The organism is Christiangramia crocea, assembly GCF_022410465.1.
GTDB classification, from domain to species: domain Bacteria; phylum Bacteroidota; class Bacteroidia; order Flavobacteriales; family Flavobacteriaceae; genus Christiangramia; species Christiangramia crocea.
In genome coordinates, this window is record NZ_JAJSON010000013.1 from 19,352 (window position 1) to 45,464 (window position 26,113).

23 protein-coding genes are annotated in these 26,113 nt (G+C 38.0%); 9 read left to right on the forward strand and 14 right to left on the reverse strand.

The annotated features are described in order from the left end of the window. Nucleotides 1-22: 22 nt before the first annotated feature. The 5 genes from LU635_RS04550 to LU635_RS04570 are packed head-to-tail and all read left to right on the forward strand — an operon-like array spanning nt 23 to nt 4,034. Nucleotides 23-1,129, forward strand: a complete 1,107-nt coding sequence (locus LU635_RS04550; protein ID WP_240096666.1) for an ABC transporter permease — start codon at nt 23-25, stop codon at nt 1,127-1,129. Then, nucleotides 1,129-2,250: an ABC transporter permease gene (locus LU635_RS04555; RefSeq protein WP_240096668.1), complete on the forward strand. Its 1,122-nt coding sequence runs from the start codon at nt 1,129-1,131 to the stop codon at nt 2,248-2,250. Before LU635_RS04550 ends, LU635_RS04555 begins: the two co-directional genes overlap by 1 nt. A 34-nt stretch (nt 2,251-2,284) precedes the next feature. Beyond that, nucleotides 2,285-2,674, forward strand: coding sequence for a hypothetical protein (locus LU635_RS04560; protein ID WP_240096670.1), 390 nt, complete (start codon nt 2,285-2,287; stop codon nt 2,672-2,674). Between the two features lie 2 nt (nt 2,675-2,676). After that, nucleotides 2,677-3,132 (forward strand): DUF2141 domain-containing protein, encoded by a 456-nt coding sequence (locus LU635_RS04565; RefSeq protein ID WP_240096672.1) that lies wholly within the window; start codon nt 2,677-2,679, stop codon nt 3,130-3,132. Continuing rightward, entirely contained in the window at nt 3,129-4,034 is a 906-nt protein-coding gene (locus LU635_RS04570; RefSeq protein ID WP_240096675.1) for a hypothetical protein, read from the forward strand. The genes LU635_RS04565 and LU635_RS04570 overlap by 4 nt, the downstream gene beginning before the upstream one ends. Before the next feature lie 84 nt (nt 4,035-4,118). Here LU635_RS04570 and LU635_RS04575 read toward each other — a convergent pair whose 3' ends face one another. The 5 genes from LU635_RS04575 to LU635_RS04595 all read right to left on the reverse strand — a co-directional run bounded on the left by LU635_RS04575 (nt 4,119) and on the right by LU635_RS04595 (nt 7,652). After that, complete coding sequence (locus tag LU635_RS04575; RefSeq protein WP_240096677.1) at nt 4,119-4,685, reverse strand: Pycsar system effector family protein; 567 nt, start codon at nt 4,683-4,685, stop codon at nt 4,119-4,121. A gap of 236 nt (nt 4,686-4,921) precedes the next feature. Further along, the gene (locus tag LU635_RS04580; protein ID WP_240096679.1) at nt 4,922-5,344 is read right to left on the reverse strand and encodes a hypothetical protein; all 423 of its coding nucleotides are present in this window, start codon (nt 5,342-5,344) and stop codon (nt 4,922-4,924) included. Nucleotides 5,345-5,568: 224 nt separating this feature from the next. Beyond that, on the reverse strand, nt 5,569-6,030 hold the full coding sequence (locus LU635_RS04585) for a hypothetical protein (RefSeq protein WP_240096681.1): 462 nt from the start codon (nt 6,028-6,030) through the stop codon (nt 5,569-5,571). A gap of 57 nt (nt 6,031-6,087) precedes the next feature. Further along, on the reverse strand, nt 6,088-6,735 hold the full coding sequence (locus LU635_RS04590; protein ID WP_240096683.1) for a DUF6448 family protein: 648 nt from the start codon (nt 6,733-6,735) through the stop codon (nt 6,088-6,090). A gap of 104 nt (nt 6,736-6,839) precedes the next feature. After that, the gene (locus LU635_RS04595) at nt 6,840-7,652 is read right to left on the reverse strand and encodes a helix-turn-helix domain-containing protein (protein WP_240096685.1); all 813 of its coding nucleotides are present in this window, start codon (nt 7,650-7,652) and stop codon (nt 6,840-6,842) included. Between the two features lie 848 nt (nt 7,653-8,500). Here LU635_RS04595 and LU635_RS04600 point away from each other — a divergent pair. Then, nucleotides 8,501-9,097: a Crp/Fnr family transcriptional regulator gene (locus LU635_RS04600; protein ID WP_240096687.1), complete on the forward strand. Its 597-nt coding sequence runs from the start codon at nt 8,501-8,503 to the stop codon at nt 9,095-9,097. Between the two features lie 491 nt (nt 9,098-9,588). Here LU635_RS04600 and ric read toward each other — a convergent pair whose 3' ends face one another. Both ric and LU635_RS04615 read right to left on the reverse strand, forming a co-directional pair. Further along, entirely contained in the window at nt 9,589-10,308 is a 720-nt protein-coding gene (gene ric, locus LU635_RS04605; protein WP_240096689.1) for an iron-sulfur cluster repair di-iron protein, read from the reverse strand. A gap of 660 nt (nt 10,309-10,968) precedes the next feature. Next, nucleotides 10,969-12,186, reverse strand: a complete 1,218-nt coding sequence (locus LU635_RS04615) for a site-specific integrase (protein ID WP_240096691.1) — start codon at nt 12,184-12,186, stop codon at nt 10,969-10,971. A gap of 421 nt (nt 12,187-12,607) precedes the next feature. Between LU635_RS04615 and LU635_RS04620 the strand changes: the two genes are divergently transcribed. The 3 genes from LU635_RS04620 (at nt 12,608) to LU635_RS04630 (ending at nt 16,928) form a co-directional block, all read left to right on the forward strand. Further along, complete coding sequence (locus LU635_RS04620; RefSeq protein WP_240096693.1) at nt 12,608-13,348, forward strand: energy transducer TonB; 741 nt, start codon at nt 12,608-12,610, stop codon at nt 13,346-13,348. A gap of 225 nt (nt 13,349-13,573) precedes the next feature. Next, on the forward strand, nt 13,574-15,184 hold the full coding sequence (locus tag LU635_RS04625) for a hypothetical protein (protein WP_240096695.1): 1,611 nt from the start codon (nt 13,574-13,576) through the stop codon (nt 15,182-15,184). 115 nt (nt 15,185-15,299) lie between these two features. Next, the gene (locus tag LU635_RS04630) at nt 15,300-16,928 is read left to right on the forward strand and encodes a sulfatase-like hydrolase/transferase (RefSeq protein ID WP_240096697.1); all 1,629 of its coding nucleotides are present in this window, start codon (nt 15,300-15,302) and stop codon (nt 16,926-16,928) included. A 5-nt stretch (nt 16,929-16,933) separates the two neighbouring features. Here LU635_RS04630 and LU635_RS04635 read toward each other — a convergent pair whose 3' ends face one another. The 7 genes from LU635_RS04635 to LU635_RS04665 form a co-directional block, all read right to left on the reverse strand. Next, the gene (locus LU635_RS04635) at nt 16,934-18,139 is read right to left on the reverse strand and encodes an MFS transporter (RefSeq protein ID WP_240096699.1); all 1,206 of its coding nucleotides are present in this window, start codon (nt 18,137-18,139) and stop codon (nt 16,934-16,936) included. 116 nt (nt 18,140-18,255) lie between these two features. Continuing rightward, nucleotides 18,256-19,632, reverse strand: a complete 1,377-nt coding sequence (locus LU635_RS04640; RefSeq protein ID WP_240096701.1) for a S41 family peptidase — start codon at nt 19,630-19,632, stop codon at nt 18,256-18,258. 49 nt (nt 19,633-19,681) lie between these two features. After that, entirely contained in the window at nt 19,682-20,317 is a 636-nt protein-coding gene (locus LU635_RS04645) for a class I SAM-dependent methyltransferase (protein ID WP_240096703.1), read from the reverse strand. A gap of 133 nt (nt 20,318-20,450) precedes the next feature. Beyond that, nucleotides 20,451-21,089 (reverse strand): fasciclin domain-containing protein, encoded by a 639-nt coding sequence (locus LU635_RS04650; protein WP_240096705.1) that lies wholly within the window; start codon nt 21,087-21,089, stop codon nt 20,451-20,453. A gap of 242 nt (nt 21,090-21,331) precedes the next feature. After that, nucleotides 21,332-22,288 carry an MBL fold metallo-hydrolase gene (locus LU635_RS04655; RefSeq protein WP_341482114.1) on the reverse strand — a complete coding sequence of 319 codons (957 nt, stop codon included), beginning with the start codon at nt 22,286-22,288 and terminating at the stop codon, nt 21,332-21,334. Between the two features lie 171 nt (nt 22,289-22,459). Continuing rightward, the gene (locus LU635_RS04660; RefSeq protein ID WP_240096707.1) at nt 22,460-22,645 is read right to left on the reverse strand and encodes a hypothetical protein; all 186 of its coding nucleotides are present in this window, start codon (nt 22,643-22,645) and stop codon (nt 22,460-22,462) included. A 308-nt stretch (nt 22,646-22,953) separates the two neighbouring features. Beyond that, a complete protein-coding gene (locus LU635_RS04665) occupies nt 22,954-26,088 on the reverse strand; it encodes a WD40/YVTN/BNR-like repeat-containing protein (RefSeq protein WP_240096710.1) in 3,135 nt (1,044 codons plus the stop codon). Between the last annotated feature and the right edge of the window lie 25 nt (nt 26,089-26,113).

Genomic DNA, 26,113 nt, shown 5'->3' on the forward strand with positions numbered 1-26,113 from the left:
GTACCATGCTTAAAAAACTTATATGAAACGTTTCATCGGATTTGTAAAAAAAGAGTTCTATCACATATTTCGTGATAAACGCTCTATGTTCATATTATTTGGAATGCCCATAGCCCAGATCCTGCTCTTCGGCTTTGCCATAACAAACGAGATCAACAATGTTGAAATCGGAATACTAGACAAATCAAAAGATCATGAATCCCGAAAAATAATCGATAAGATCAATGCTTCGGAATATTTCACCATAGGAAATGTGGTGGATAATGAAAACCAGATTGAATCGGTTTTCAAAAAAGGAGAAGTGAAAGCTTTCCTTGTCTTTGAAGAAGGCTTTGCAGAAAACCTGCACGCCCTGCAACTTGGAAAGATTCAGGTGATCACCGATGCTACAGAACCTAATACTGCGAACACCATTGTAAATTATATCCAGTCCATCATCCAGCACTACCAGCAGGAATTAAACGAATCCTCAAGCGCAGGTGTCGAAATCCGGGTGCAGACACGAATGTACTTCAATGCAGAGCTTAAAAGTGTGTTCAATTTTCTTCCGGGCGTAATGACAGTCATCCTCATGCTGGTCTCCGCCATGATGACATCAATCTCCATTACACGTGAAAAAGAACTGGGAACTATGGAAATTTTGCTGGTTTCACCTTTAAAGCCTGTGCAGGTAGTTGTGGGAAAAGTTTTCCCCTACATATTTCTTTCGATTATAAATGCTTTGGTCATACTCATCCTGGGAGTAACAATTTTTGAAATGCCCATAGAGGGTAGTTTGATCCTGCTGGCATTTGAAACGGTATTGTTCATTATTACTGCACTGTCCTTGGGAATTCTCATCTCTACTGTTGCTGAAACCCAGCAAACAGCTATGATGATCTCCCTAATGGGATTAATGCTACCGGTAATCCTCTTATCTGAATTTATTTTTCCTATTTCCAGTATGCCCCATCTTCTACAGTATATCAGCCACTTTATCCCTGCAAAATGGTTCATAATTATTCTTAAAGGAATCATGTTGAAAGGAGTCGGTATTATCTACCTGTGGAAAGAAACCCTGATCCTGGTTGTAATGGCCATTTTCTTGATTGCCCTAAGCATCAAAAAGTATAAAATTAGACTAGAATAATGAAAACCATAAGCTATATAGTACAAAAGGAGTTTCGGCAGATATTCAGGAACAAAGGGATGTTACCCATTATTTTTGTGCTTCCCCTTCTGCAACTGATCATTTTATCAAATGCCGCCACCTTCGATATCGAGAACATTAAATTCTCCTACGTAGATCATGACAAAAGCTCCACTTCACGAGCTCTTATCGAAGATTTTGAGGCCTCCAGATATTTTGTGGTGCTTCAATCCTTTCCAGCACATAGCCTGGCCTATGAAAGTATGGAAAAAGGAGAAATAGATGTTATCCTGGAGATTCCTTCCAATTTTGAAGAACAGCTAGTGAGGGAACAGCAAACTGACCTGGGACTATATATCAATGCCATTGACGGTTCAAAGGCAGGAGTAGAAAGTGTATATATCAACCAGATCATCAAAAATTTCAACAGGGATATTGTCATAAGTGCCATGGGCTTCAATCCTCGTCAAAACCAACAAATAAATGTATTGACGGTTCCTTCCTTCTGGTACAACAACACCCTCAATTACAAAATCTTTATGGTTCCCGGAATATTGGTACTGCTGGTGACCATGCTAACCCTGTTCCTCTCCGGGATGAATATTGTGCGGGAAAAAGAAATTGGAACCCTTGAACAGATCAACGTAACGCCCATAAAGAAATACCAGTTCATAATAGGAAAGCTGTTTCCATTCTGGGCTCTCGGTCTTCTCATTATGACCATAGGCCTGATAATTTCAAAGGTCATCTTTGCAGTGCCCATGATCGGAAGTATTCCGCTTATTTATCTGTTTACCACTATCTACCTCCTGGTCATTCTAGGAATGGGACTTTTTATATCCAATTACACCGATACCCAACAACAAGCTATGTTTATTGCCTGGTTCTTTGTAGTCATTTTCATTTTGATGAGCGGACTCTTTACCCCCATAGAGAGTATGCCTGATTGGGCCCAAAAAATAACCCTCCTCAATCCAATCAGATATTTTGTAGAAATCATTAGAATGGTCATGCTCAAAGGATCAGGCTTAAATGATATTATGCCACAACTAACTATTATATCGGGATATGCCCTGGTCATGAATGCGCTGGCTGTGTGGAGTTACAAGAAAACAACCTAAAACGTGGGCGATACAAATCGCTACAAACAGAAAAATGAATTATTTAAAATCAGATAACATTCTTGGCCTCAGTGCTCTTCTTTTTGGGGTAATTACCTTATTTGCCAGTAGTTCCGTCTTGTTTAATATTACTACTATTCTTCAAAAGAATGGAAATTACCCCTCTTTTATCCTGTGGATGAACTTGTTGTCCAGTCCGCTTTATCTGATGGCAGCAGTAGGATTAAAACTATCAAAAGTCTGGGCATTGCACCTTCTGGTGGCCATACTGACCATGTTATTTATCAGCCTTACTTATTTTATCCTGCTCATAAAAAATAATGAAGCTTATGAATTGGAAACCTTGATGGCTCTTGCCATTCGGATCGCTTTAACCAGCACCCTTGCCTATTTTGCCTTTAATACAACAATAAAAGAGAACTAGTTATGAAAAATTACATGAAAATTCTGTTTGTCCTGTTGGCCACCTTTACCATCGGATCCTCAATGGCTCAGACCCCCAAGGAAAATTTATATACCCTGCGGGTTGAAGCTGGCAACTTCAGAAACTCTGAAGGGGTAGCTCAATTTGCACTATATAACAAGGAAGGAACCATTCCCGATGAGAAATTAAAAAGATATTTTAAAAAAGAAGTAGGTAAAATCGTGAATGGAAGATCATTCGTGACATTTAAAAATCTACCCAAAGGACACTATGCGGTAACCGTTCTACATGATGAAAACAGCAATGAAGAAATTGATAAAACACTCTTTTTCCCTAAAGAAGGTTTTGGACTTACTAATTTTCAAAAAATCTCCCTATCCAACCGCCCCGATTTTTCAAAGGCGAGTTTTATGCTGTCTGAAGATGCCGTGAAAAAAATTAAGCTTATTTATAAATGAAGATAAAAGCCCTGACAGGAATTTTCCTGTTCTTACATATAATCACATTTGCCCAGAATAAACTGGACACACTACCCAAGTTAGATCTAACCAAAATAGCCCTGGTAAACCAGAGTGATAGCTATATTACATTCCCTACCGATATCGGAGACCTGGAGCCACTTATTTTCGAAGCCAATGTCAATCCTAATTTTGTAATCAGGGAAAGGGCTGATTCCAAACTGATGGCTGTTTTAACTCCACAGGTAAGGATTCGGATGTACAACAAAGATTCTTATCCCGTTCAAACTCCAAGTTATATCCCACAAATCTCCGTTTATCACCTCTTGTCAGAAAAAGGCCCCCTGAAAAAGACTACGGTATTTGGAAAAATTGCTCACCATTCAAACGGGCAGGATGGTACCTTCTATAAAGATTCCACTTCAACTGAGATCAATTTTCGATCCGGGAATTTTGCCACTAATTTCATGGAGTTTGGGATCCTGAAGAGTTTCTACAATGAAAAGAAAAATGCGCTGAGATTCTTTAAATCATCAGTTGAGTTACACCCTTCAAAGTGGATGCTTCCGGAGATGAGAGGCACCTATAGCGGTCTAAGATGGCACAACTCTTTATTGGCTTATAAATTACCGGTAGATAAACTCTTTTTTACCGAAAGCAGAAGAGCCAGCTTTTCGGTTAAACTCGAAACTACTTTATTACTGGATCAAATAAATGACTGGGAGCTTTTTGATATTGATCGCCTAAATGCCGCCCTTACCTTGTACTATCATCCCAAATTTCTGGAAGATATTGGCTTGTTCATTCAGTTTTATAAAGGGATGGATTATTATAATATTTATTATCATAATGACATCTCTGTCATCCGCTTTGGTCTGATGACAGAAATCCTTAGATTTTGAAATTAAGAAATTTGCTCTGAAGCATGTGGAAACTTCTACGGGGAGCCTGTATCACAAAAAAATTAAAGAAAGGACGAATTCAGATTAATTAGCCATTTCATTCAGTAAAAAAAAACCAATAGCTGCTATTAAGCCACCAAGAAACACAAAGACCGAAAACATTAATAACTTCTGTTTTTTGGAAATGACCTTTCCCAGAAAATATAAATCTTTAACCAATTCATTATACAGACTCTGGCCATCTAACATTATTCGATCAAATTCATTCTTGAAGGCGTCAATTGACTGTTTTGAAAAATTTGCAGCGTAGAGGGTCCCTTTATAATTACTTGCTCTGAATTCCTTTCCCAAATATCGATGTGGAAGCATACTTAAAAGTGCCAAAACCATGGAAATTAAGCCACATATTACTAATATTCTTATACCATAATTTTCTTTTACATCTACATTTACATTATTTACATTTAACACTTGAATTCCAATCAATAAGGAAGTAATAATTGAATTTACCGTTAAGACAATTCTGGCTTTATTGTCTACCATTTTTAGAAGATTATAATGATTTCGTGAAACTGTCCTAAATAGTGTTTGCACTCCACGGGAATCATATTTCTTTAATTTTTCCTGAACCTTAACTGATTTTTCCTCCATACTTTTTAGGTTTATCTTTTCGAAATATTTTATAATGAAAATAATGATTTTTAATTCTCTATCTTGAGTTAGATATTTTAGATATATAGCAAGCAGCTACTTTTTTAAAAAAGTAAAGAAAGAAAATACCCCCTCCCGCATTATACCATATTTATACCTGTTAATAATTGTTGGGTTATATCCTAAAGGAGAAATTCAATCTATAATCATAACGTGGCTCACGGCGTTTTAATAATTCAAAAAATGGAGCTCCTTAAGAATTCTCTGGAACTCCCTAATAAAAAATACATCAACTGAGGCGGATGCAAGATTCTGGTGACAAATAGTGAATTATACAAATCTGGCCGACAGCCAAAGTCATTCAGGGTAATAAATTCCTCTACATAAGCGAAATGAAATTCCGGAAGTCGTTCAGAAATGATAATCAGGGGAATTTCTATTTTGGAAGTTTTATTGCTATATGGGTCTTCTTTTTCCCCGGCGGCCTCTTCTGCAAGCTGTTTCGTAAGATAACATTTCCCGTTACATTCCATTTCGGGTTTATCTTTATTCTCACAAAGTTTATCCACGATATAATCGTAATTCACGGCGTACTCCACTAAGGGCCACAACGGCCGGGAGATCATCAACAGGGCAATTGCAAGAATTACATGTTTCACTGGCAGCAAATGTACCTTAAATCACGCTTAAAGTATATGATCATAATCACAATTGGATCTTTCTATAATTTCAAATATTTTAAGACATAATCAGACCACTCTTCTGCCAGAAGTACTTTGAAGCATTTTCTAACAATCTAAAGTGTATAATATCATTTCAGATTTTATATTTGTACAGACCCTATTTTTTTTAAATCATTCCAGTCCATATAGATTTTTAAAACCTAGTTCTCAATAAATCTCACGGTAGATGTTATTTCAGAATGAATGATTTTACCTCCTGTGTTTCCAACATAACCAGCCAAGATTCCGCTTGCCACAGCTATTAACAAACAAACGACCATGAAAAGATTAGAATACCTGATTTTTTTTACTTCTATGATAAAAGTAATTATAGAAAAAATCCCCAGAACCAACATTAGGTTTAAAAACAACTCTGCCAATTCTTCATGGTCATGAATAGAGGCTTCACTGATACCTGGAAGGTTTTCAACAATATCTTCGGCTCCCTCACCTGTGTAAAACGCAGGTATAGAGGTAAGAGATCCAAAAATAAAAATTCCAAGGCCGGTGAGGCGTACATCTCTATTCTTCAATAGAAAACCTGCCAGAACCACAACCGAACCAATAACCAAAGCTAAAAATGGTAAATGATTTACAAGTAAATGAAGATGTGCATTGTTCATAATTCAGGAGTTATAGTATTAAAATAAAATCTTCAGAGGATTCTTAACATTTATAATTCATTCATGATTATGAGAAGGAGCTACTCTATCATGCTCCATAAGATCATGAATAGCTTCAAGGGTATGGGTGTAATCCACATAAGCTCTAACATACTCCCTACCCCTTTCAACAGATTCATTTTTCACCTTGTCCAGGCCTGCAACTACCGAATATTTTTTTCTAATCACTTTCCCCAAATGAGCGTTAAACTTTTCGATGAGGTCATCAACGTCCTTATTTGCCAGGGCGTGGTCGCTAAGTTCTATAACTTGTTTTGTCTCACCTGCAGGTTTTAATCCTGTAAAAGGAGCCCCTTCTGTTTCCCGGTGCAATCTGACCAGGGTTTCAAAAAAATGCTTTTTTACAATTCCGTAAACTTCTTCATCCTTATTTTTAAGATTGTAAGTTTTGTTGAACAAATCCACAATTTGTGGTTCTTGCTCTTCACTTATCCACTTTAAAACTAAACTCACGTTATTCCTTTCCAGAGCTTTCTGTGCATCCTGTATTACAGGGCCGTCATAAGAATCACAATGAGCGTTTGCTGGTAAGGAGCCGACAAAAAACATAATGAATATGGTTAAAAGCGATAAGATGTTACGGTAGTCAATTTTAGAGATATTATTCTTTTTAAAATTTTTAATTGCATTTTGTTTTGGTTTCATGATATAATTACGTTTTGATTTATTAGAACAAAACTATAGCTCATATCTTCCCCAAGCGACCTACTTTCGAAGCTGGCACCTATATCTCTCGTATTTTTGATGAATTATCTTGTAATCGACCTTTTATATGCACTAGGGGTGCTGCCGGTCATTTTTTTAAAGATTCTGTTGAAGGCCGATTTTGAATTGAAGCCACTTTCGAAAGCAATGCCAAGCAGGGATAAATTATCGAATTTCGGATTGGCTATTTTAGTTTTAACTTCTTCGACCCTGTATTGGTTGATGAAATCAAAAAAATTCAATTTTAATCTCTCATTAATTACTCTTGAAAGGTGATGTGATGGAATTTCAAGTTGAGATGCCAAATCGGGCAGGCTAAGGTGAGCATTCAAATATGGTTTCTCCTGTTCCATGTAGCCCTGAATTTTCTTTAGATACATGTTTGCTTCGGCATCTTCAAATAAAACATTTGAATAACCGGTATCGGCATCGGTGACATAATCGATTTCTTTATGGGGATAATCAATAAAAATTTCCTTCTGCTTAAGACCTAAATATCCAATCATGATTACAAAGACAGATAAGGATAGAAATAATCCATCCGTACAGAATTTCCACGAGAATAAATTGAAAACATGATGAATGACGGCAACGATGATTAAAACCGTCCAAACGGCCCCAAAAGAATAAACTAATTTTCTTAACCAATCAGGATTCACATCTTCACGACTGGAAAAATTGTTTTTCACCTGAAAATCAAAATCTTTAAACAGTTTGAAAGCTAACAAGAAATAGGCAGGACCGGAAAGGGCAGTAAGCGCCAAAAAGAAATTAAATAACCAGGGCGCCTGTTGCTCCTGTTCTACATGATCTAATCTTAACCTCCCTGATACCTCTGGAAATAAAAGAGTGCTCAACACGAAAACATTGAATAAAAAGAAAGGTAAGAAATGAAGCAGGCTTTTTTTATTAAAATGAAAATTCCTTTCCAACAAGGCTGAAATATACAAATAGAGAAAAGGACCGTGAAGCATGAGCAGAGAAATAAAACTTACCGACAGAAGATGAAAATGGGTAAATAAAATATCTGATACAAAAGCATAGGTGCCAGTATATAATCCTAAAAATATCAACCAGTAAATGAGAATTTTGTCATGTAAGGCTTTCTTTTTCTGTAGGATCAAGAGGGAGAAGAATAAAGCATTGAAAGCACCTATTAAAAAGAAATATTTCACGATTTTATGATTCAGTATAGTGAAGGCAAGTGTTTTGTCCGCTCGAAGTAATTAAGAATCTGGGTTTGATCAACAGATATTACTTTATTTATAAGAAAATGAACCTTTTTCAATATTTTTAGGAGGCAAAATGAACAGGTTAAATTTACATAAAAGTTTCCTACATAACTACATTATGATTCAAATCCTATATAATAAGAAAGTAAAATCCAAGAAGTAAAATAGGGTTAATCACAGGTCGAGAATGCATAGTTTCCAGAAATTTCCTTTTTTAATATTATTGACTTAAAATTCAAATCCAGGCACAATTCAAATCTTTAATCTACAAGGTGACTCATGGAGTTCATAACCTTTTTTATTAGTTCTTTCCTTTATAAAAAATAGTTGTCATCAAAGAAATGGAAAAGGCTCTTTAGCAATAATTTTTAAAAGAGTTATCCCTTAAATCAACTATAAATTGAATTTCAAAGCATATTTATATACATTAGTATGCAATTGGCCTAACCTATTTCCAGAAAAATAAATCATCAATGATCCCATCTGATTTGCTATTAAAAAACGGTGCAATAATTAAATCTTTTAGTAAGAATGATTTCGTATTCAAAGAGGGACAAAAGGCAAATTACTACTTTCAAATCGTATCAGGTGAGGTTAAAATGAACAATATTCTAGAAAGTGGGAAGGAATTTATCCAAAGTTTTTTTAAACCACCTCAAAGTTTCGGAGAACCTCCATTATTTACGGATATAGATTATCCGGCTAATGCAATTGCTACAACGAAATCAGAAATAATTCTACTAAAAAAAGCATCTTTTATAAAATTATTAAAGTCTCAACCCGAAATTCATTTAAAAATAACAACGGCTCTTGCTCATAGACTTTATTACAAATCGATAATGGCTACGGAAATTTCTTATCAGGAACCCGAACATAGAGTTTTACGCCTATTAGACTATTTAAAATATAATATATATAATTTAAATGAACCATTTTCATTTAAGGTTGGATTAACTAGACAGGAAATTGCGGACCTTACCGGTCTCAGAGTTGAGACCGTAATACGTACAACGCGTAATCTTCAAAAAAAGAATGAATTAAAGATCAAGAACAGAAAATTATATCGGTAAAAGAATCTTCTCTAAATTTATCATATGATTCAGATCATAAAATAGGATAAAACTCACAGTTAACTTTGAAGTAATCATAATCGAATTTTTTATGTATTACTACAACAAATTTTTCAATGATTTTAAGGAATCATTTTACATGCACGCCACATTAGGAATAATACTATCCAGCTGTTTAGGAGCTGCCAGTGCAATGCTCGTCATGATAAATGGTAATAGTTTAATAGAGATGTTTCAAATATTTCTTATTACAAGTGTATGTATGGGATTCAATGCCACTGTATTGGCTAATTTAAAACCTAAAATTGTTTTCAATTCTTTATTGATAAGTTTATTTTTAAATGTTGCTATTATTATATATTATATTCTTTAAAAATTTAGTTTAATTAAAAAAAGTATATAATTTAAGTTTAATTGGCTATACCGTAAGTTTTTAAACATCTTCTAATTAAACTAATCCGCCTAAAACAATTGATAAAATTTTAAAAAATCTATCTAATTTTCTTCTCAAGCTTCATAGCTCCCGGATGTAAAATATTATTTTCCAGATGTATATGTTGATGCAGATCTTCTTCAAATTCTACCAGTTTATCAAATAAGGCTCTGTATGTATTGCAGGCATGAGCCGGGGGGGTGTAATTATTTGTAATGCGTGCTATTTCTTTAAAAGTATCCCCAGCGAATTCATGCTCATCCTCCATCATCTTAATAGGGTTCTCTACCGTATTAAAATGAGGAACATTTAATTCAATACCATCTTTTTCAGCCTGTACCATCTTTTTAATAAACGGAAAAAGTATCATCTCTTCCTTTTTTAGGTGGCCTGCCAGTTCGCCAGCGACCTTCTGGAATAACTGTTCTACTTTAATGAGTTCAGGATTATTGCCTCCATGAACTCTCGCTACTTTTTGTGAATACTGAAGCAGTAAAGGAATATTAGCCTCGACATAGGTATGATGTTTACTTACAATATGATCTATAAGTTCATCTAGAGGAAGTTTGCTAAAATCCCATTCATTTTCTGTCGGATTTCCTACGTTCTTTAGGTCTTCAGCTAAAAGAGAGTAATCCAATCCATTTTTTTCACATGCTTTCTGAATACTAATTCCGCCGCCACAGCAGAAATCAATTCCATATTTCTTAAAGACATGAGAGGCCTTTATATTCTCGGTCACACAATCGGCCACCGTTCTTTCCGGAGTAAATTCCATAAGGATTCTTTTAATAATTAATAATGATTCAAAAATACAGGACAATATTGTCTTTAATTATGATTTCAATCACATATAATCATTATCATAAAAACGATCAAAACTTTAGAGTTATATTCCGTAGGCTGCAATATTAGAGTATGCTTCAACACCATCCGATAAAAACATCATTCGAGAAATCGCCCAACACCTAGATTGTGGGAATGACTGCTATTATAATCAAATAACCAAAGAAATAATTTGGATTCCAAACATTGAGCTACTGGCTACAGGCGATGAAGATTATCACAAAGAGATTTTCAGGGATGATTTGAATAAGGTAAAATCACAGAAAAAAGATCTAATAAAGTTTGAAGTATTTGAAAGTTACGAATCCTTTAAAATAATGGATCATTTTAAGAACCAAGTTGAAGATGATAGGTTCCGAAATAGTTTACATCAAGCTTTGAACAAAAGAAAACCTTTTCAAAATTTTAATTTTTTAATTTTTTAATCGCCCAATCAGACTACAGGGAAGATTGGTTTGAATTTAAACAGAAAGAATTGGAAAAAATAGTTATAGAATTAATTGGGCGTCATAACGCAGGAATGTAGTCATCAGAAAATTTAAATAACGCAAAATTGTCAGTTGGTTAAACATTCCTCAATTCCAAGAATATTTTAAAAATCTAATACACTATTTAAAGCTTTATCAGTTTCTCGGTTCATAAAATTTGACTGATACATTATGGTGGTAGTAACCGAAGAATGGCGATACAGTTTCTGTAACATTTGGATAGGGATTCTATCACCGGCAATATTACCAAAACTATGTCGTGCTATATGCATGGTTAGTTTTTTCTTTATACCGGCTTTCCGTGCAACATTTTTCAAGTATGAATTCAGAACTCTATTTCCTCTTTTAGATCTATCAAAAAGGCTCTTTTCATTTTCTGGATTTACTAATTTAAGTTCAGGAAAAATATAATCATTCTCCGATTGTTTATCAGCATTATAATCTTCCAAAATTTTTTGGATCTTATCTGGTAGCTGTAAAGAAACTACCTTAGAATTCTTACTCATTGTATAATGAATTCTATTATCATAAATATCACTCCATCGCATTCTTAAAACATCCGCAATCCTTATACCGGCCAAATAAAAACTAAACAGCCATACGTTCCTGGCATGATGTTCCTCTTTGGAAAGATTATTTTTAAGATCCTCTATTTTTTTAACCTCTTCTCTTGTTAATCCGACCTTTCCCGTCTCAGGAAAACGTATTACAATTTTATCTCGTCCAAATGGATAAAATTTCCTATCTATAAGTCCCTGCCGTATGGCTCTGTTGAAGATTAATCTTATAAATACAAGATGGTTTGCTATTGTTCTCTCAGAGACTTTTGCTGTATTTCTTAGATACTGCATATATTTTCTTATAAATGCCTCATCAAGATCCTTATAAGAGAGTTTTCTACATTTTATATATTTCTCAATATGACCTAAATAGGCTTTATCCACAGAATACCTTCCATACTTATTATTTCCTTTAACTTCTTTTAAATGAATATCTCCTAACTCAAAGAAATTACTATCCTTCTCAGAAATAGAGAGTTCTTTTTTAATCTGCCCGGCAGAATAATCCTTCATCTCTGTTTGTAATTCAAGCAGCTGCTTATTGGTTTCCGCTAATTTTGTGAAAAGTAGATTATTTATTCTGGCAGCATTTTCATGGGATTTCTTGACCCTACATTTATTTTTATCCCAATGCTTAATATCAATATAATGGCCTATATACAAATAAGAAGATTTCCTATATTTGGTAATACGAATGGCAAGTGGAAAATGCCCTCTTCTATTTGGTTTTTTACGGAGTACTATTGAAGCATTGGAATTCATCAGAAATTATTAGATCTTCTCTAAGATAACGCTTTTTTAGGTACAACATAGGTACAACATTTGCCGCTATTTAATGATTTTAATTGAACACAACTAGAATTAAAATTGATTTAAACAATTGATTTTCAGTAGTTTTAATCTTTATTGTTATTTCATCGAGGCAACTTAGGATCTAGTGCCGCAAGGTGTGAAGGTTCGAGTCCTTTCGCCCGCACAGAGAAAGCCGACTTTAAAGAGTCGGCTTTTTTTATTCCCAATAAATCCTGTTTCTTTTTTGGCTGCTTCATTTACACAAGCTTTTTTTATCCCGAAATCATATTTTAACAGAATTCATCTCTATAATGACCACCGTCATAATTTAACCGGGTTTTTACATTTAATTTAAATGTCAGAATCCCCGGGTCAATTAAAGATTTCTGTAATGAGAGCTAAGAAGAACCCAAAAGCCGATCTCAACACATATAAGTTGATATTCTTTCAAATAGGTTTAATAATAAGTTTAGGTATTGCATATATCGGGATAGAATGGTCTTTCGGGGAAGTTTCTGGTTATAGCAACCAGGAAATTAAGGTGGATATGATCCTTACGGAAGCACCTGCTGTAACTGAATTCAGGACACAGATTGTTCCTCCCCTACCTCCGCCTCCGGCCCCCGAAATATTAGAAATAATAGATGACGATCTGAAAATAGAAGAGACTATTATTAAATCCAATGAGAACAGGCTGGACGATCCAATTCAAAAAGTGATACAGGTTGATGGCATTGTAGATGAAAAAATGGAAGAAAAGATAGAGGAAGTTCCTTTTGTACTGATTGCTGATATCCCTATTTATCCGGGCTGTGAGAATGAAATAGACAATGCCGCGAAAAAGAAATGCATGTCGGGGAAAATACAGGAACTGTTAAAACATGAGTTCATTACAAACCTTGGAGCAAAACTGGGTCTTAAAGGGATCAACAGGATTTATGTAGTTTTTAAAATAGATTATAAAGGAGATGTGACAGATATACATGCTCGTGGACCCCATAAAGTACTTGAAGATGAAGCTATGAGGGTAGTTAGGCTAATCCCTAAAATGACGCCCGGACATCAAAAAAACAAACCGGTGAACGTAACTTACAGCCTACCTATAACCTTCGAAGTAAGAACAGGGTTCTAGTACAATCATTTTTTTTATAATCGAATTCTAAAAACACAATAAGAAGAAAAAAGGCCGGTAATAAAACCGGCCTTTCAGTCTTTGATACAAAAACGGGGTTTTTACCCCATCCCAGCCTCATTTATCTTCCCATAAATTTGTTAGAACTGTTATAATCTACATTGCTTTTTTTCGCTCCGGTTTGCCATAAAAAGAAACAACTAATCTTTTATAAACCATTCTGTGATGAAAAATTATAATCTTCAGCAGGTTTGCATTATGCTTTTCCTGCTATTCTTCCTTTCCTGTAGCCGGGAAGAAAATGAAACTATCCAGACAGAAGAAACCGTTCAATTAAGATTTAACACTGTGATCCTGGATATGATGAATCGATCCAGCCAGAAACAGTCTATTTCAGATATTCCAAACTGTTCAGATGACACCCCATTTTTTGTGGAAATAATTCTAATGCAGGGGGATACAGAAATGCTGGGAGATCCCACCACACCATTTAGAGCCGATCTGGAACCGGGACAGCTTTTCACTAAAGATATACCTCAACTAAAACTGCCTCCGGGAACCTACGGCCTGGATCATTTTGCAGTTTATAACGAAGCTGGAGAACTGTTATGGCTGGCGCCAAAAATTGATGGAGACATGGCCGCCTATTCTGATAGTCCTCTGCCCATGAGCATTGAGCTGATGGCTGGAACCAAGCCTTATATGGATGTTCCGGTCTTATGTTACGACAACAGGGATGTGAACGAATATGGATATCTGTTCTTTGAGCTCGAAACCATACCCCTTTTCCAGTATTGTTTCTTCGCTAATTACTGTGATGATAACGGCAGGCATTACCCTGCAAGGTATGCTGTTGAAATAAGTATAGGTGATAATATTCTGTATGAAGAAGAAATAAATGTGACCGGCACTAAAGAAAATGGTGAATATTATGCCGATCCTCTATGTGTGGTTCTACCCGACCTGGAGATCTATGATGACGATGAAGAATATATAGATTACACCCTGACCCTGTTAGAATGGGAAGGAGTTTATACCATAGAAGAAGAGATCGAGATAAGCGGAAGTCTAAGCCGGGAAGATATCGAAGACCAGTTTGAGGGTGACGAAAATGTGGAATATGAGCATGTCTTCTTCAATTGTGATGCAGGTGATTCAGAACCTCCCGAAGATCTTCCGGATATAGAAGAAGCAGTATTTTCAGATCCTACGAACATTACCAATCCGTATTATGGGCCACCGGCAGGTCATATCTATGAATATCAAGGCTACGAATTTGAAGATGGAGAACAGCCTGATGAACCTTCAGAAGTGATCTTTATAGAAAGAAAGATTGAAACTAAGGTTGTAATGGGAGTCACCACAATAATTCAAAGGGATTATGTGATGGAAGATGGAGTGATCATAGAAGATACCGATGACTGGCTTGCTCAGGATGATGACGGAAATCTCTGGTATTTCGGTGAAGACTCTAAAAATTATGATGAGGAAGGAAATTTCATCGATAATGAAGGTTCATGGGAAGCCGGAGTCGATGGAGCCTTACCTGGTTACTGGCTACCTGCAGATCCTGTTGTTGGTCAATTCTATTACCAGGAATGGTATGCGGGAGAGGCCGAGGATTTTGCTGAAGTGATCGCCATAGATGAAACAGTGATGACAGACCTCGGAACTTTCGAGAACGTACTGGTTACAAGGGATGTAAACCCCTTTGAAGAAGATGTATACGAACTGAAATACTATGCTCCCGGCATTGGATTGATACTCGAGGAAAAATATGAGGAAGATGAACTTGTGGAAGTGGTTTATCTTACCGGAATAATAGTCATAGATTAATTTTCAGTCTCATTTATAGGAACGGGTGGCACTGCTGAAGCGTCACCCGTTTTAGGTTTTCAGTAACTACAGGTAGCTGATTTTTCCTATTTTGCAAGTCCTAAATTCAATTACCATGAAACCCCTGCACTATACATTATATATACTGATATCCCTGCTTTTCTTCTTTAGCGCAAAAAGTCAGAAGAACCCCGATAAATTACCGAATGTTGTCTTTATCCTGGCCGATGATGTAGGCTATGCCGACCTGGGAATAGATGGTGGAACCGTCCCCACTCCAAACATAGACAGTCTTGCCATGCAGGGAATGCGATTTACAGATGCTCATTCTCCCGCCGCATTATGCGCTCCTTCACGATTTAGTCTGCTTACCGGGAGTTATCCATACCGCAACGGTCGTCCTGGCGGTTCATGGGACGTTAACAATAGTTCAGGTTTTAGTTTTAACGGAGACCGCACAAATGCGGGGAGACATATCACCGTAGGAGAGATCATGCAGAATGCGGGTTATAAAACTGCCTTCTTCGGAAAAATGCATCTTGGAGGAAATGTTTACGATGCTAATGGTGAAGTGATAAGAGAAAAGAATAAGCTCAATACCATGGATTATAGCCGGGGTGTGGATGACGCCCTTAGCAATCATGGTTTTGATTACTGGCTGGGGCTGTTAAGCGGAATTCAGCATGAACCTTATGCTTATTTTGAAAATGGCAATTACAGGCCTGTAGACCTACGTAGCCCGGCAACCAACGAAAGTACGAGGTTACTTAAAAATGGTTTTTACAGGGTTAGCGATAACGGACTTTCGGAAATAGTTGAGGCTGGAAATGTTCCTGCACGGGGCGATGTGAATTATGACTCCAGCCAGGCAGGAATTATACTAACCAATGGAGCGGTGCAATTCATAGACCATCATGTTAAGGAGAACAAGCATCAGGGAAAGGATCAACCTTTTCTATTATACTTCGCTTCTCAAGCCATACATGTTCCCCATACTCCTCCTTTTGATTTTGACGGGGATCCTGAAACCATAGACGAACAGGTTTATGGAAAAACGGGTGCAGTTACTTCAGACATGCTGTATGAACTGGACCTGCAGGTGGGAAAGATAATAGAGAAACTGAGGGAGGAAGGCCTGCTTGAAAATACTCTTATCATTTTTACCAGTGATAATGGTGCGCTCTGGCCGCGGGTAACCCATTATGGAGATCCCTCCCATGACAATAATGGACCGCTCAGGGATTATAAAGCCTCTATTTATGAGGGCGGGCACCGTGTTCCCTTCATTGCCAAATGGGGAGATGGAACCGAGGCCGGCTCGGTCATAAAACCGGGAAGCGTTTCAGACCAGTTGATCGTAGGGCATGACTGGGTTGCCACCATGTATGAGCTTACCCTGCAGAACATGCAGGAAGACCAGGCAAAGGACAGCGCATCATTATTACCAATCCTTACCGGGAATCAGCCCGAAAATGAACCCCTGCATGAATTTGTACTATACCAGGCTGGATTTGCCTTTGATGGCGCCATTCGTGAAGGCAATCTTGTACTCATGGTAGACCGTGAGAATAAGGCGACAGAACTCTATGATCTTTCAACTGATCTGGGCCAGGAGAAAAACCTTATAGAAAAGCCTGAATTTAAGGAAATCGTAAAACGGCTTAAAGCGAAATTCCTGAAGTATAATGATCATGATACTGAAAGCACAGAGCCAAGGACCACACAAGCCTTCAGAATAAAATAATAGTCTCAGGCATACTGAATTTTCCGGATCCGCTGGGCATTAAGGATGATTAGTCCCATCACAGCCGAAGTAATAATAAGAAGTGTCTGGAATTCAATTCCCATATCCATCAGAGTGCCGAAGATCAATGGGCCCAGGGCCGTACTTAACACCATGAACATGGTGAATACACTGCGTATGGTGCCCAGTTTTTCCACCCCAAATACTTCAGCCAGCACGGCTGATTTTATGGTCCCGGCCATTCCTACACTTATCCCAGCCAGAATAAGGAAAGTAAGGGCTCCGAAAATACTATCTGACAGAGCAAAAGGAATAAGACCAATGCTGAATGGGATCAGGTAAAATCTAAACATTTTCTTTCCCGAATATCTATCCACCCACACTCCTCCCAGGATGGAGAACACCACTCTTGTAATGGCATAAGCCGTAAAAAAACTTGCATACAGCGATACCGACCATCCTTTATCTTCAACCACCACATACTGATAGAAAAACACTGCAGTAATGGTGAAGCTTAGCGCGAAACTTACCGGCATAAGGATGAAAAACACCTTTTTCTTTAGCAGGTCTTTATAGTCTTTCAAAAGAGAAAGGGCTGAAGGTTTTTTTGCCAAAGCCAGATCCCCGTCAAAGTATTCAAGATCCATGAAATAAAGCCTCACCAGATATAAAAACAGAAATGCTGCACTTGCCATTGCAGCAATTTCATAATCATACCAAAGGATAAGTGTGGAAATGAACAAAGGAAATACTGCCTCGCCCACAGCATATCCCAGAGATGCAATACTTAGAGCCTTCCCTCTGTCCAAATCGTAATGCCTGGACATCACCGTAAGACTAATATGACTCATTAGTCCCTGCCCCGTGAGCCTCAGACCAATAAGTGCTATAATAAGGATAGCGATGCTCAAATGAGAAATTCCAAGCAGAAAGGACGATACTGCAAGCCCCACCAAAGTAAGCGCCGTAATTTTCTTGACCGGTTTGTGATCTACCATATGGCCAATAGAAAGCATGATAACCGATGCGGCTACCGTCGCAATCGCATAGATACTGCCAAAAAGACCATTTGAAATTGAAAAAGCCTTAAGTATCTCTGGCACGTAAATAGAAATAAGGAAAGTCTGCCCAAAACTGGATAGAAAAGTAAGCACCCAGCCAAAACCTACTTCCTTTCTGTTATTTCTGAAAAAATTAAATAGTCCGGTCAAATTATTTTTTTAATCCTGAAAAATGAAAAAGAGACCTCAACCAAATCAAGGCTGTGGTCTCTTCAACTTTTAAACCTCAAAGATATAAAAACTAAATCTGCCTTTATCTTTCAGCTTTATAAGGATCTGTTATCTGAAAAGTATTTTAAGGCTTCCATCAAAACCGGGTCTTTATCATTGATAAAATCCTCAAGTTTTTTCCGGACCAGGATATCCGGCTGTATGCCGTAACCCACAAATTCGCGGCCATCAGGATAAGTATCTTTCTTAGTACAAACCCTTGCAGCAGCTCCTTTTGGCAATTCAAATACGTATGGCTGACCCGTACTGCCATAACTTGGCTCACCAATAGTAATCATATGCTCCTGATTTTCCACGAAGATCAGAAAATCCTCTGCTGCTGATGCAGTATTATGCCCGAATAGAATGACGGTGGGGATAACATAGATCTGTTCAGGTCTTTCGATCTTCCATGGCTCATTATCAAAATCATGGATTAACAGATCTTTAGCTGCAAGATAGGTGTCCCTGGCTCCCGGATTTCCAATAGTATCCTTTTCCTGAGTCCATCGCCCCCAGGCTTTATATGTTGCAAGATGTTTTCTGGTTGAAGATTGCGAACCGTATAAAACAGTATCCTTCACAAAATATTTGAGAATATCAACCCCAATATTCGTATTCCCTCCACCATTATTGCGGAGATCAATGACTATACTCTTTGCTTTAGCTATTTCGGGAAGTTTCTCCTCGAACATTTTAATTATAGCTTCATCACCAAAGGAATTCAGCGCCAGGTATGCCGTGGTTTTGTTAAGCCATTTGAATTCCAGTAATTCCCTGCTGCCTCTTTCCGGCTTCATCTTTTCCTCTACAGCTTTTGACCTGGTTAAAACCAGATTCCTGATTTGGTCCTTTGGAGTACGGTATTCTATCTCTACTGAAGTACCAATAGCACCCTTAAGCATTCTGGACACGCCAAAATCCCGGAGGATGTGTTCTGCAGAAGTAGATATATAAGGTTTTACATTCTGATCTATATACTTACTTGCTTCAATTCCATCCACCTTCAGGATCTCACTTCCCACAGGGAGCTCCTCACTTTTAGATTCATTTACAGCAGAAACGATGGCTTTTCCGTCAATATTGGTCAGGTATATCCTGTAATCCCCAAAATCGGTTTCTGTCAACTGGTTTCGCACAGCTTCGGGCATATAGATATCGGTATGACCATCCTTAAGCTTTGCAGAGAATTTCTCCAGTAAACGGTAATATTCATAGTCGTTTGGCGTCTGTTGCACCTCATCGATGAGCTGAATATAATAATCATCCCAGGCTTCTCTATCTACTTTATCCAGATAGACAAAATTATAGTTCACCTCCTGCCAGAACCTTGATAGGCCGTAAACCTTTTCAGCATTGGTAAGCTCACTTGGCATTTGTGACCACACAAAATTGCCAAAAAGAAAAATCGAAAGAAGTAATTTGTATCTCATGATGGCTGTTTTTTGAATAGACTTCCATCACGGAAATTTGTTACAGCGGTTAAATACTTTTGCGAGCTATAATTACCAGATCCTTCACACCCACTTTATTTAAGGGGTTTTCTAAAGTGAAAGTTTTAAGAATTCTGAAACCTTGCTTTTCCAGATTTCTTAGAATATAATCTGACTCATGATAATTTATATAAAGTTTTTCCTCTCCGGAAGAGGAACCTTCGTATCCCGATTTGCTATGTTCTGCTTCCATAGTACTTATGTAAACCACTCCGCCCTGATTAAGCAGCGCTGACATATCTCCAAGGAGTTTCAAGGTTTCTTTCTGATTTAAATACGGAAGGCAGAATCCGCATACTATTCCGTCAAAAGTCTGCTGCAACTGGTCTATATCCCGGCAGTCCATAGTGCAGAATTCTGCTTTTGGGTTATTCTGCTTTGCGAGATCGATCATTTTAGAGGCGAGATCTATTCCCAGAACTTTAAAATCGGGGCGTAGAGAAAGCAGATATTTTGTAAGGTTCCCCGGGCCACAGCCAATTTCCAAAATTTCAGTTTGCTTACTAATCAGGTTTTCACAAAACAGATCCAGGGAACCATGATAAAGGCTTACATCCATATATTTATCCTGGTAGCCTTCAGCATATTTATTGAATATATCCCTTGTATTCTCTGTTTCTTTCATATTAAGGTGGTACCGGCTAAATTGAAGTAAAAAGATATTGAATATAAGTTTCAAATTTTGAAAAACCATATAAAAAAAGACTATCCGCGATGGATAGCCTTTTCATGAAAATAAATGAAAACAATAGAGGATATTAATTTATAGGCAACAGCACTGTGTCAATAACATGAATTATTCCATTAGAAGCTGAAACATCGGCCGCAATGATTTGGGCTGTACTACCTATGGCTATGATCTCGGCATCTGTATTAACCTGAAATTTCTCTCCGAGAAGGGTATTTATATTCTTATAGTTTTTGGGCGGCACCACGCTGTTTGCCGCTCTTCTACCATCGGTTACATGGTATAAAAGCACATCCAGTACGAGTTCGGCAGGAAGGTCTGTGATCTCATCCACGACTGCCTCCTCGGTACTAAGTGCAGCATACAGATCTTCAAATGCTTCATCTGAAGGCGCAAAAACGGTGTACTGGTCATCATCACTGCTAAAAAGATCCACGAGACCTGTACCAAGTTCGGAGTCTACATAAACCAGCGCCGAAACCAATTCGTCAAATCCACCCTGCTGAGCGATCACAGCAATAGGGTCATCTCCTTTTTTAGGCGCAGGACTTTTACCATTAGCATTTATACCGGTATACAGGTCCATTACCTCATAGATAGCCAGATCAGAACCATTGGGCTCTGTAGGTGAAGGGTCATCCTTTTCACAGGCCGTAAAAAGTACAGCAGAAAAGATCAATAAAACAGAGTTTAAAATAAATTTCTTCATAACAATTTTATTTTCAATTAGTTAATTTCCATAAAGATATAACTTTTAATTATTTTGTTTAATCTTTTAACTTATTTTTTAAACAAAACAAGATAGCAGAGATACCTAAGCTGTGCAGGTTCTGCTATAGGCTTGATTAAAAATGGAAACTTACCTGAAACGAAGAAGATAAATGAAAGAGCTAATCAGGTTTATCGAATAATACCTGTTAACCGGGACATAGGACGGTTTACTTCTACCTGCTATAGTTTAAACTCATCATAGATGCGGGCGACATTAAAACCTTTCTCAAGTATTCGCGAATATTGCCTGCTGTTTTCATCTAATGCAGGGTTAGTATGATTCATATGTATAAAATATATTTTCTCTTTTTCTTCTTCAGGCAGGTCTTCGAACAGCGACATGCTCTCAATAATGAAAGGATGGGGAATCTCCGAAATATCCCTGTTATTAATTTCGGCAGCATCGTAAAAGGTCGCATCGAGGAATGCATAATCTGCTTTCCCAATCTCAGCCTTAATATCCCTCTCCCATTTATGCCATTTATCGATATCGGGAATAAACAAGGCGGTTTTGTTCGGTCCGATGATCCTGTAACCTACAGTTTCAGAATATTCATCGCGGTGAGGAACCTTTAGCGGTATCACCTTCAAATCTGAAGAAAGACTTATTTCCTCGTCATTACGTATGGGAGAAATCCTGATATTCCCATTTGATACTAACTGACTCCAGGGCCCGTTACTTTTAAGAAAGCTTTTCATTTTCGGCATGGCGAAAACATTTACTTGTTTTGCTCCCATAGCTTCCTTCCCCAAATACATAAGCCCCGTATAATGGCCAATATGAGCATGAGTAAGGAAGATCCCATCCGGAACTTCCTGTTGAGAAGAAGTGCTCATCTGTGCCAGTGCTTTCATTTGGATGGTAATATCAGGTGTTGCCTCAAAAAGATATTTAGTATCATTCGAAGCATCCACAATTCCAAGGGAGACCACCTTCCTGTTCTTATCTGGCTCTTCAAAAAGACCGGTACAACAGCTTTTCTTACACCCAATATGAGGTGAACCTCCATCCTGTACAGTCCCAAGTATCACCAGAAATATTTCCGATCTAGCTACATTATCCTGTGCATTCATATCCTGCCTATGTATTATAAGCGATATAAAGGCTATAAAAAATGCCAGTTTTAATTTCTTCATTAGTAAGAAAGCCAATTTTGATTTTTTCGAAGATAGAGAAAAGCAACCAGGAACACCAGAGCCATTTTTATATAAATTATTAAAACGTCTGAAAGAAAAATTCAGCAATAAGAATCTCCTAAAATCAATTGATTTTTACAAAAATAGAAGGTAGCTTTTACGTAAAATCAATCAATCGGACTCTACGGTAATTTCTTTTCTTTTTGACCTCACATGCAGTTTTCCGGTAATGGTCCAGCCCGTGCCAAGACCGATCAGCATTCCCGAAACAATGTAAGCACCTGATTCGTTAGAAAAATAGCCTGTAAGAAATCCTACTATAATTACTCCTAAACCGATAATGCGAACTTTATTCATGTTCAAAACATTTTGGAGTCTCAGCTTTCTGAAGCTGCGGAGTAGGGAACGCGATTAGTCGGCTAAGACTTGGATTTGGTATGTAAACTTAAAGATTTTTTTCTATTATCTAAGGTGTTTTTAAGACTAATATTCCTATAATTTCGTCTATCCCAAAAAGTTTAAAACAGCCCGACAAATCCGGGATCGCTTTCCGTTTTACTTTTATAATAACTTTTATTTCATCGTTTAATTAGAATTATTCCGCCTATATGAAAAAAGACAGGAATATCCGGAAGCAGGCTACGACCAAAATATTTTTCAAACGCCTATTTCCCTTCCATAATCAATGCCGGTAATTTCAAATCTTCATAAGCCTTGTTATAAGCTTCCATCTCTTCATTAATGATATTATCTCTTTCATTTTTATAAACCATCCAATCTTTTTTCAGGTCCTCGAATCGCGCTTTACTTCCTTCGGTTAATTCGGGATAGGGCCCTTGTATAAAGCCTCTTAAAAATAAAAGTTCTGCATTTAGCTTATTATTGAAATTTATAACATCCTGGAACGTCTTCTGCTTCGCCTGAATAAGATTTTCTTCCCACGAAGTAATACGCTGGTTCAGTTCTTCGCCTTTTTCCAGCAGAGCTTTAGCATCTTCCCGGTCCTTTAACAGGCCTCTGTAATTATCCAGCTGGGATTTCACTGAACGCAACTTGTTTACAGACTCATGCATTTCTGTAAGTATAGCCTCGATCCCTGAAAGCATTTCCTGTTGTGCTGTATAATCTGATGCAGAAGCATCCATGTTTGGATCTGGAAGGATGGTCACTCGGGTTTCCTTGATTTTATCCTCCAGGCTAAGACGCAAAGTATAAGTACCAGGTCCCACGTGTGAGCCATCGAGACTGCCAAAAGCAAATACCTTATTAACTGCCGGCAGGGCCTCTTTTCCAAAATCCCAGGCAATTCTGTTATAGCCCTTTTTAGCAGGAAGCACCAGTGGTTTGGATGGTCCTCCGGGCCAGCTGGAAAAATCTTCCGATGCTATACTGCTTAGGGACCGGATTAATTTATCCCCCTGCAATATCTCCAGTTTAAGCGGAATAGAATCTGCAGGCTTTTCAGCCAGATAATAATCCACAATTACGCCCATGGGAGGGTTCTTGCCCATATCGGGATCAGAAGAATTTCCTCCAAAGAACAAATAGGTATCCTTAGGCTTAAAAATGGCCATCTCTTCTTCCGGCTGAACCTTATTCTGAATAGGTGCAAGATCATCAAGAATCCAGAACGAACGTCCCGCTGTTGCCGCCACCAGGTCGTTATCATGTATATATAGATCATTTACAGGCACTACAGGTAAATTAAGCTGAAATGGGACCCATTCCTTTCCATCGTTCCATGAGACGTACATCCCGGTTTCTGTACCGGCATATAACAGGCCTTTCTTTTTCTTATCTTCCCTTACCACTCGAACAAATGTATGATCACCGTTAATCCCATCTACAATAGAAGACCAGCTCTTACCGTAATTTGAGGTTTTAAATATGTACGGTTTCAGGTCCATGGATTTATATCTCATTACCACCGCGTAAGCGGTAGAAGGATCATGAGGAGATACCTCAATGCTATTAACTATTCCTGGCTGAAGGTTTTTAGGGGTGATATTTTCCCAGCTATCCCCTCCATCTTTTGTAATATGGATTAACCCGTCATCTGTTCCTGCATAAAGGATTCCTTCTTCATGTGGGGATTCCACCAAATAGGTAATCGTATTATAATTTTCTCCCCCGGCAGCTTCATTTGTGAACGGGCCTCCTCCCGGCCCTTGTTTATCCTTTTCATCCCTGGTAAGATCGGGACTTACAATTTCCCAGCTAATGCCTCCGTCTGTAGTTTTGAAAACCCTGTTCCCTGCATGATAAATCGTATTCCTATCATGCGGTGAAGAAATAATGGGTGCATTCCAGTTATGACGGTATTTTGCATTTTTTGGTTCCTTGCTTAAGCCTAGTTCCGGATACTGATTGATCGGTTTACTCATATGGGTTTCCTTCATCCATTTTTCAATGATGCCCTGATAACAACCTCCATAAACATGAGACGGATCATCGGGATCAAAGGCCAGAAATGCACTTTCACAACCTGCAACCGAATACCAGTCTTTCCAGTCTATACCTCCATTCCTGGTGCGGCTGGCGATGGCAATAGCCGAGTTGTCCTGTTGACCGCCATATACATTATAAGGAACCTGGTTATCTGTGATCACTCTGTAAAATTGCGCAGTAGGCTGATTTTTCTGTGTGCTCCAGCTCTCGCCTCCATCATTGGAAATATTTGCTCCCCCATCATTAGCATTGATCAAGATCTTATTATTTTCAGGATGTATCCATAAATCGTGATTATCGCCATGGGGTGTTGGGACGTTGGAAAAACTTTTTCCGCCATCTATAGATTTCATTACCGGAGCATTTAAAACGTATACGATATTTTCGTTTTGAGGATCGGCGAAAATCTCCATATAATACCAGGCCCTTGCGATATTTACCCTTTCGTTGTTCACCTGTTTCCATTTCTCTCCTGCATCATCACTTCGGTAAACCCCTCCTTTTTCACCTTCCGCTTCTATTACGGCATAAACTCTTTCAGGATTTGCACGGGACACAGATATCCCAGCCTTTCCAAATTCTTCAGGCAGGCCCTCTTCCAGTCTCTTCCAGGTATCTCCACCATCTACCGACTTATACAAGCCTGAATTCTCACCCCCAGAAACCATTTTCCACGGATATCGTCTATGATCCCACATAGCAGCATACAGAATACGCGGATTCGTCATATCCATAGATAGTCCGGAAGCTCCTGTATTTTCATCCACGTAAAGAACTTTCTTCCAGGTTTTACCTCCATCGACCGACTTAAAAATCCCTCTTTCTGCAGAAGGCCCATACTGGGCACCCTGGGCCGAAACGAAAACCGTTTCAGGATCATCTGGATGGACAATAACATCGGATATGTGTCTTGTGAACTCCAGACCTATATGCTCCCAGGTTTTTCCCGCATCGGTAGATTTATACATCCCCTCACCCATCGAGGTCATTACTCCTCTGGCGGCATGTTCTCCAGTACCAGCATAAATGATATTCGGGTCACTTTCCGACAGGCCTATAGCTCCAATAGTTCCGGTATTAAAAAAACCATCTGAAATATTTTTCCATGATTTACCGTCATTGGTAGTCTTGAATATACCTCCCCCGGTTCCGCCCATATAATAGGTTCCCGGCTGCCCCACAACTCCTGTGGCGGCAACACTCCTCCCTCCACGGAACGGACCAATATTTCTCCAGGCAAGATCGTTGTACTCATCATCTGGTTCCGGATTGTCAGTATTATTCTTTTGTTGAGCAATTAGAGATACACCGGCAAAAAAAATTGCCAGGACGGAAGTATAAAATAATTTCATAAACTAAAATGGTTGGTTTAGAATT

Bases quoted from the DNA above. Each gene is read 5' to 3' on its own strand.
- LU635_RS04660 (WP_240096707.1), bottom strand. From the start codon at position 22,645: ATGAATAAAGTTCGCATTATCGGTTTAGGAGTAATTATAGTAGGATTT.
- ric (WP_240096689.1), bottom strand. From the start codon at position 10,308: ATGGAATTTACTCCGGAAAGAACGGTGGCCGATTGTGTGACCGAGAAT.
- LU635_RS04575 (WP_240096677.1), bottom strand. From the start codon at position 4,685: ATGGAGGAAAAATCAGTTAAGGTTCAGGAAAAATTAAAGAAATATGAT.
- LU635_RS04630 (WP_240096697.1), top strand. From the start codon at position 15,300: ATGAAACCCCTGCACTATACATTATATATACTGATATCCCTGCTTTTC.
- LU635_RS04585 (WP_240096681.1), bottom strand. From the start codon at position 6,030: ATGAACAATGCACATCTTCATTTACTTGTAAATCATTTACCATTTTTA.
- LU635_RS04655 (WP_341482114.1), bottom strand. From the start codon at position 22,288: ATGAAGAAATTAAAACTGGCATTTTTTATAGCCTTTATATCGCTTATA.
- LU635_RS04590 (WP_240096683.1), bottom strand. From the start codon at position 6,735: ATGAAACCAAAACAAAATGCAATTAAAAATTTTAAAAAGAATAATATC.
- LU635_RS04600 (WP_240096687.1), top strand. From the start codon at position 8,501: ATGATCCCATCTGATTTGCTATTAAAAAACGGTGCAATAATTAAATCT.
- LU635_RS04650 (WP_240096705.1), bottom strand. From the start codon at position 21,089: ATGAAGAAATTTATTTTAAACTCTGTTTTATTGATCTTTTCTGCTGTA.
- LU635_RS04645 (WP_240096703.1), bottom strand. From the start codon at position 20,317: ATGAAAGAAACAGAGAATACAAGGGATATATTCAATAAATATGCTGAA.
- LU635_RS04665 (WP_240096710.1), bottom strand. From the start codon at position 26,088: ATGAAATTATTTTATACTTCCGTCCTGGCAATTTTTTTTGCCGGTGTA.
- LU635_RS04615 (WP_240096691.1), bottom strand. From the start codon at position 12,186: ATGAATTCCAATGCTTCAATAGTACTCCGTAAAAAACCAAATAGAAGA.
- LU635_RS04565 (WP_240096672.1), top strand. From the start codon at position 2,677: ATGAAAAATTACATGAAAATTCTGTTTGTCCTGTTGGCCACCTTTACC.
- LU635_RS04625 (WP_240096695.1), top strand. From the start codon at position 13,574: ATGAAAAATTATAATCTTCAGCAGGTTTGCATTATGCTTTTCCTGCTA.
- LU635_RS04640 (WP_240096701.1), bottom strand. From the start codon at position 19,632: ATGAGATACAAATTACTTCTTTCGATTTTTCTTTTTGGCAATTTTGTG.
- LU635_RS04550 (WP_240096666.1), top strand. From the start codon at position 23: ATGAAACGTTTCATCGGATTTGTAAAAAAAGAGTTCTATCACATATTT.
- LU635_RS04620 (WP_240096693.1), top strand. From the start codon at position 12,608: ATGAGAGCTAAGAAGAACCCAAAAGCCGATCTCAACACATATAAGTTG.
- LU635_RS04560 (WP_240096670.1), top strand. From the start codon at position 2,285: ATGAATTATTTAAAATCAGATAACATTCTTGGCCTCAGTGCTCTTCTT.
- LU635_RS04570 (WP_240096675.1), top strand. From the start codon at position 3,129: ATGAAGATAAAAGCCCTGACAGGAATTTTCCTGTTCTTACATATAATC.
- LU635_RS04555 (WP_240096668.1), top strand. From the start codon at position 1,129: ATGAAAACCATAAGCTATATAGTACAAAAGGAGTTTCGGCAGATATTC.